This window comes from Polaromonas sp. P3_C2 (assembly GCF_056402675.1).
The window spans coordinates 1-6218 of the sequence record NZ_JBFUGX010000223.1 but is presented as its reverse complement, the minus strand read 5'-3'; the positions used below and the strand labels follow the sequence as shown (position 1 = coordinate 6218).

Here is a 6218-nt window from a genome sequence, read left to right as displayed (position 1 = left end):
CTTCCCCAAATCGCTGGACACGATCTATGGAGGTGCTGAAACGTTTGCCAAGCATGTCAAGGCGATTTCAGGCGGCAAGTTTGAAATCTCCGTCCATGCTGCGGGCGAACTGATGCCTGCGTTTGGTGTGGTCGACGGCGTGCAGCAAGGCTCCATCGAGGCAGCCCATACGGCGCCTTACTATTTCTTCGGCAAGGACGAAACCTTTGCCATCGGCGGCGCCATTCCTTTTGGCCTGAACAGCCGGCGCAACGCCTGCTGCCAAAACACCGGCAACGCCGGCGTGTTTGATGAGTGAACGACGATCCATCAGGTTGACTCCGAAAGGTAAAAATGAAAATTCCACTGGGCTCAGGCACCAGTCAGACCGTTTTGCAGGTCTTTGGGAATTCTAAAAATGAGGGGGTCTCGACCCGGCCGGGTTTACCCTTGAAGAGCTGACGGGAAGCTGTCGACGTGGCCCCCACGGTCGCGCACTTCGTGTCGCTCCCTGCCCCCCGAGGGGGCCGCTGCGCCTGCGGCCCCTGCTTGAATGAAGAGCCTTCAGGGCTTAGCAGAATCAGTGGTCAGGCGACGGACTTGAGTGCCGGTTTGCCGGGCTTGCCGGATCCGAGCAATGCGGCAAAACGTGCCGTGATGGACGCTTCGATGCCGGTGGCGTCCAGGCCTTGGAGGGCGAGCAGTTTTGCGGGATCGCCGTGTTCGATGAACTCGTCTTTCAGGCCCAAATGCAGCACCTGTTTCGCGATGCCTGCGGCCTGCAGGGCTTCACTGACTGCGCTGCCGGCACCGCCCATGATGGCTCCCTCTTCCACCGTCACCAGGGCTTGGTGGTTGGCTGCCACCTTGAGCAGCAGCTCGGTGTCCAGCGGTTTTGCCCAGCGCATGTTGACCACTGTGGCGCCTAGTTTTTCTGCGGCTTGCAGGGCCGGGTATAGCAAGGTGCCGAAAGCCAGGATGGCAACACCTGCGCCTTCGCGGCGGACTTCGCCCTTGCCAAAGGGCAGCGCTTCCAGTCCGGTTCCCGGCTTGATGCCGGCGCCGGCGCCGCGCGGGTAGCGTACAGCCACCGGATGGTTTTGCTCGAAAGCCGAGCTCAGCAGCATGCGGCATTCATTTTCATCGGCGGGGCATGCCACACTCATGTTGGGAATGCAGCGCAGGTAAGGAATGTCATAGGCGCCCGCATGCGTGGCGCCGTCGGCGCCGACCAGGCCGGCGCGGTCCAGCGCGAACACGACAGGCAGGTTTTGCAGGGCCACATCGTGGATCAGCTGGTCGTAGCCGCGCTGTAGAAAGGTGGAGTAAATCGCGACCACGGGCTTGAGCCCTTCGCAGGCCATGCCCGCGGCAAACGTCACCGCATGCTGCTCGGCGATACCGACGTCATGGTAGCGTTCAGGAAAGCGCCTGTGGAACTCAACCATGCCCGAGCCCTCTCGCATGGCCGGCGTGATGCCGACGAGCCGGCTGTCGTGCTCGGCCATGTCGCACAGCCACTGGCCGAACACCTGGGTGAAGGTCTGCTTGGCCGGTGCGGTGGACTTTTGCAGCCCCATGGCCGGATCGAACTTGCCGGGGCCGTGGTAGGCGATGGGGTCGGCTTCGGCGAGCTTGTAGCCTTGGCCTTTTTTGGTGACCACATGCAGGAACTGCGGGCCGCCCTTGGTGTCCATGAGGTGTTTGATGTTCTCCAGCGTGGGGACCAGCGACTCGAGATCGTGGCCGTCGATGGGGCCGATGTAATTGAAGCCGAAGTTTTCAAACAGCGTGGCAGGCACGACCATGCCCTTGGCGTGCGACTCCAGGCGTTTGGCCAGTTCCAGCAGCGGCGGTGCCACGCGCAGCACCTGCTTGCCCATGTGCCTGGCGGATGCATAAAAACGCCCGCTCATCAGCTGGGCCAGGTAACGGTTCAGCGCGCCCACCGGCGGGCTGATGCTCATGTCGTTGTCGTTGAGCACCACCAGCAGCTTGCAATGGTCATGCACGCCCGCATTGTTCAGGGCCTCGAAGGCCATGCCGGCGCTCATGGCACCGTCGCCAATGATGGCCACCGCATGGCGGTCTTCGCCTTTTTGCTGGGCGGCCAGCGCCATGCCCAGTGCGGCGGAAATCGAGGTCGATGAGTGGGCCGTGCCGAAGGTGTCGTAGGGGCTTTCGTCGCGGCGCGGAAAGCCCGACAGGCCGCCAAACTGCCGCAGGCTGTCCATGCGCTCGCGCCGGCCCGTGAGGATTTTGTGCGGATAGGTCTGGTGGCCCACGTCCCACACCAGGCGGTCTTCGGGGGTGTTAAAGACGTAATGCAGGGCCACCGTCAGCTCCACCGTGCCCAGGTTCGAGCTCAGGTGGCCGCCGGTTTTTGAAACGCTGTCAAGCACGTAGGCACGCAGTTCGTCGGCCAAGGGTTTCAGGTCAACGCGGGGCAGGCTCCGCAGGTCGGCGGGGCTGTTGATGGTTTCAAGCAATGGGTACATCGTGGTGTCGCTGTTTATGGCAAGGCCGGTTTCCCGGTCCGCGGTATTCAATCCTGATGACGGCTTCAATGATGACGGTTCACAAGCATGTCCGCCAGTGCGCGCAGGGCATCGGTGTGGCCCAGCCCGCTGGCATCCAGGCTGCGCAGTGCCTTGCCCAGCAGCTGCTGCGCATAGGCTTTGGAGTCTTCCAGCCCCATCAGCGATACAAAGGTGGGTTTGTCCTGGGCGGCGTCCTTGCCGGCCGTCTTGCCCAGTGTGGCGGAGTCAGCGGTGACGTCGAGGATGTCGTCAACGACCTGGAAAGCCAGGCCGACGGCGGCGCCGTAATCGCGCAAGGCGTCTTGAGCGGCCGGTGTCGCAGCACCACAGGCCGCGCCCATCATCACGCTGGCCTGCAGCAGCGCACCGGTTTTGAGCCGGTGCATTTCATGCAGCTGGACGGACGTCAGCGGCATGCCCACGCTGGCAAGGTCAATGGCCTGGCCGCCGGCCATGCCCTGAAAACCGGCCGCCTGAGCCAGCATGCGGCACAGGCGCGCCTGTGTGGCCGCATCAACTGAATCGTCGGGCGGCGTGAGGAATTCAAATGCCAGCGCCTGCAGGGCGTCGCCGGCAAGCAGTGCCTGAGCCTGGCCGAACTTGACATGCACCGTGGGCTTGCCGCGGCGCAGCACATCGTTGTCCATGCAGGGCATGTCGTCGTGCACCAGCGAATAGGCGTGGATCAGCTCTACCGCGCAGGCAGCCCGCAGGGCGGCTTGCGCATTGCCCTGCACGGCCTCACAGGCCGCCATGACCAGCAAGGGCCGCAGGCGTTTTCCACCGTCGAGCACGGCATAACGCATGGCGTCGCCCAAGCCCGCAGGCGCAGGCGCGTCGCTGGGGCAGGCAACCCAGCGCGACAAGGCGCTCTCGACATTGGCAAGCTGCCCGGCACTCCAGGCGCTCAAGGTAAACAAAGGCAGTTTTTCAGGGGCGTTCAATCGTGGGTCTCTTTTTTAGGGGGTGAAGGAATGTTCTGCCTGCAATGCRCCGGTTATTCCTGCACCCACGGCTTGAGTTCCGTGCCTTCCAGCACCTTGATCTGGGTTTCCACGGCCTCAAGCTTGTCCCTGCAGAACTTCAGCAGCTGCGCACCGCGCTGGTAGCCGGTAAGCAGTTGGTCCAGCGGCAGCTGCCCGGATTCCAGGCTGTCAACCAGCCCTTCAAGTTCCTGCAATGCGGCCTCATAGCTGGCGGGCAATGCCGGAACAACGGAAGCGGAGGCAGCAGCGGTGGACGAAGGACTTTTGGCCATGGTCATTTGGATGAAGGCTGATTTTAGGCCGTTGCAGGCAGGTTGCGGCCCCGGCGCCCGGGACTACGAATCCATACATCTCTATTATCCGGCGGCGGCGTGCGAAGACCCGCAAAAAGGCCTGCGCGGGTACAATTGATAACAGTTCTCGACAACAGCAGTGCCCCTGCTGCGGGATATCCGGCCTTGTTTTCTCCGTGGGCTGTCGCTCAGCCTGCCTACCCGCTTGTCAACAGCCTCCACCGCCTTGGCGCGGAGGCATGTTCACCGAAATTTGCATGTCTGATCTCAGCCTCCGTCTCCTGCAGGCCACCAGCCAGCTCCCCATTTCCAGCTACTTCGATGCGGGCTTGTACCAGCGGGAGCAGCAAAAGCTGTTTGCCCGCGGGCCGCGCTACCTGGGCCATGAACTGGCCGTGCCCCACCTGGGCGACTATTACGCCCTGCCGCATGAGGGCGAAGGGCGGGCGCTGGTGCGCAACGCCTCAGGCATCGAGCTGATCTCCAACGTCTGYCGGCATCGCCAATCCACCATGTTGCAGGGCCGCGGCAATACCGGCAGCAACATCGTCTGCCCGCTGCACCGCTGGACCTACAACACCTCGGGCGAACTCATAGGCGCGCCGCACTTCGAGATCGACCCCTGCCTGAACCTGAACCGCTACAAGACCACGACCTGGAATGGCCTGGTGTTCGAGGACACCGGCCGCGACGTGGCGGCCGAGATGTCGCAGCTGGCCACCTACGCCGACCTCGACTTTTCAGGCTACCAGCTCGACAAGGTGCACCTGCACGAGTGCAACTACAACTGGAAGACCTTCATCGAGGTCTACCTGGAGGACTACCACGTCGGCCCCTTCCACCCCGGCCTGGGCGGCTTCGTCACCACCGACGACCTGCGCTGGCAACTTGAGCCTGACTACTCCGTGCAGACCGTGGGCGTGTCGGACAAGCTGGGCAAGCCTGGCACCGACACCTACAAGAAATGGCATGACGTGGTGCTGCAGTACCGCAAGGGAGTGCCGCCCAAATACGGCGCCATCTGGCTCACCTACTACCCGCACGTGATGGTTGAGTGGTACCCGCATGTGCTGGTGGTCAGCACGCTGCATCCACAGGGCCCCGACAAGACGCTCAACGTGGTCGAGTTTTTTTACCCCGAAGAAATCTGCGCCTTCGAGCGTGAATTCATCGAAGCTCAGCAAGCCGCCTACATGGAAACCTGCGTGGAAGACGATGAGATCGCCCTGCGCATGGACGCCGGCCGCAAGGCCTTGATGGTTCGCGGTGACAACGAGTTCGGGCCTTACCAAAGCCCCATGGAAGACGGCATGCAGCACTTTCACGAGTGGTACCGCCGCGAAATGGGCGCCAGCAAAACCACGCAGATGATCTGACGGCACCGGAACTGCTATTTATTTGATAGCTGTTTGCGCACAGCCATTGCGGATCCCAGCCTCTTTTACCACTCATAACTCCTTCCCCTGAAAATCGATGCAAGCCGTCTGGATGATTCTTTCCTCCTTCCTGTTTGCCACGATGGGGGTCTGCGTCAAGTACGCGTCAGAACACTTCAACAGCGCCGAACTGGTGTTCTACCGCGGCACCCTGGGCATCGTCTTCATGGCCGCCTACGCCCGCGCGCGCGGCATCACCCTGGCCACCCGCTACCCGTCCATGCATGCCTGGCGCAGCGTGATTGGCGTGATGTCGCTGTCAGCCTGGTTTTATGCGATTGCCCATCTGCCGCTGGCGACCGCCATGACGCTCAACTACATGAGCAGCGTGTGGATTGCGGCCTTCCTGGTCGGCGGTGCGCTGATGCTGGGCAAGGCCGGCCAGAAAGGGCCCAGCCAGGGGCCTCTGGTCATGGCCATCCTGGCAAGCTTTGCCGGCGTCGTCATGCTGCTGCGCCCCGCCATCGACCAGAACCAGACCTTTGCCGGGCTGGTGGGCCTGATGTCCGGCCTGGGTGCTGCCTTTGCCTACATGCAGGTGATGGCGATTTCGCGCATGGGCGAGCCCGAAACGCGCACCGTGTTTTATTTTGCCGTGGGCACGGCGGTTGCCGGCGCGCTCGGCATGTGCGTCATGGGCATCACACCCTGGAACTGGGAACACGCGCTGTGGCTGCCGCCTATCGGCATCCTGGCTTCACTGGGCCAGCTGTCCATGACCAAGGCTTATTCCATGTCTGAAAACCATGGCGGCACGCTGATGGTGGCCAACCTGCAGTACTCGGGCATTGTGTTCGCGGCTATCTACAGCCTGATCCTGTTTGGCGACAATATCCCCCTGATCGGCTGGGCCGGCATGGGCCTCATCATCGTCAGCGCGATTGCCGCAACTGTTTTGCGCGCCCGCGCTGCGCCGAATGCCCCGGCTGAAGAGCATTAAGGAGTTTTCCATGAGCTACACCACCCTGATTTCCGCCGAACAAC

Annotated in this window: 5 protein-coding genes and 1 pseudogene; 3 read left to right on the top strand and 3 right to left on the bottom strand. The window is 62.4% G+C overall.

The annotated features are described in order from the left end of the window. Positions 1-277 (top strand): annotated as a pseudogene (locus AC1DWI_RS11160) (ABC transporter substrate-binding protein); the annotation flags it as partial. 289 nt (positions 278-566) lie between these two features. Here the strand turns inward: AC1DWI_RS11160 and dxs are convergent. The 3 genes from dxs to AC1DWI_RS11145 form a co-directional block, all read right to left on the bottom strand. Next, positions 567-2477: a 1-deoxy-D-xylulose-5-phosphate synthase gene (gene dxs, locus AC1DWI_RS11155; RefSeq protein ID WP_477667989.1), complete on the bottom strand. Its 1911-nt coding sequence runs from the start codon at positions 2475-2477 to the stop codon at positions 567-569. A 65-nt stretch (positions 2478-2542) separates the two neighbouring features. Further along, positions 2543-3463: a polyprenyl synthetase family protein gene (locus AC1DWI_RS11150; protein WP_477667990.1), complete on the bottom strand. Its 921-nt coding sequence runs from the start codon at positions 3461-3463 to the stop codon at positions 2543-2545. 53 nt (positions 3464-3516) lie between these two features. Then, on the bottom strand, positions 3517-3777 hold the full coding sequence (locus AC1DWI_RS11145) for an exodeoxyribonuclease VII small subunit (RefSeq protein ID WP_477667991.1): 261 nt from the start codon (positions 3775-3777) through the stop codon (positions 3517-3519). A 278-nt stretch (positions 3778-4055) separates the two neighbouring features. On the opposite strand from AC1DWI_RS11145, the gene AC1DWI_RS11140 reads away from it, so the two are divergent. Beyond that, a complete protein-coding gene (locus tag AC1DWI_RS11140) occupies positions 4056-5174 on the top strand; it encodes an aromatic ring-hydroxylating oxygenase subunit alpha (RefSeq protein WP_477667992.1) in 1119 nt (372 codons plus the stop codon). Positions 5175-5271: 97 nt separating this feature from the next. Then, positions 5272-6174, top strand: a complete 903-nt coding sequence (locus AC1DWI_RS11135) for a DMT family transporter (protein ID WP_477667993.1) — start codon at positions 5272-5274, stop codon at positions 6172-6174. Positions 6175-6218: the final 44 nt, after the last annotated feature.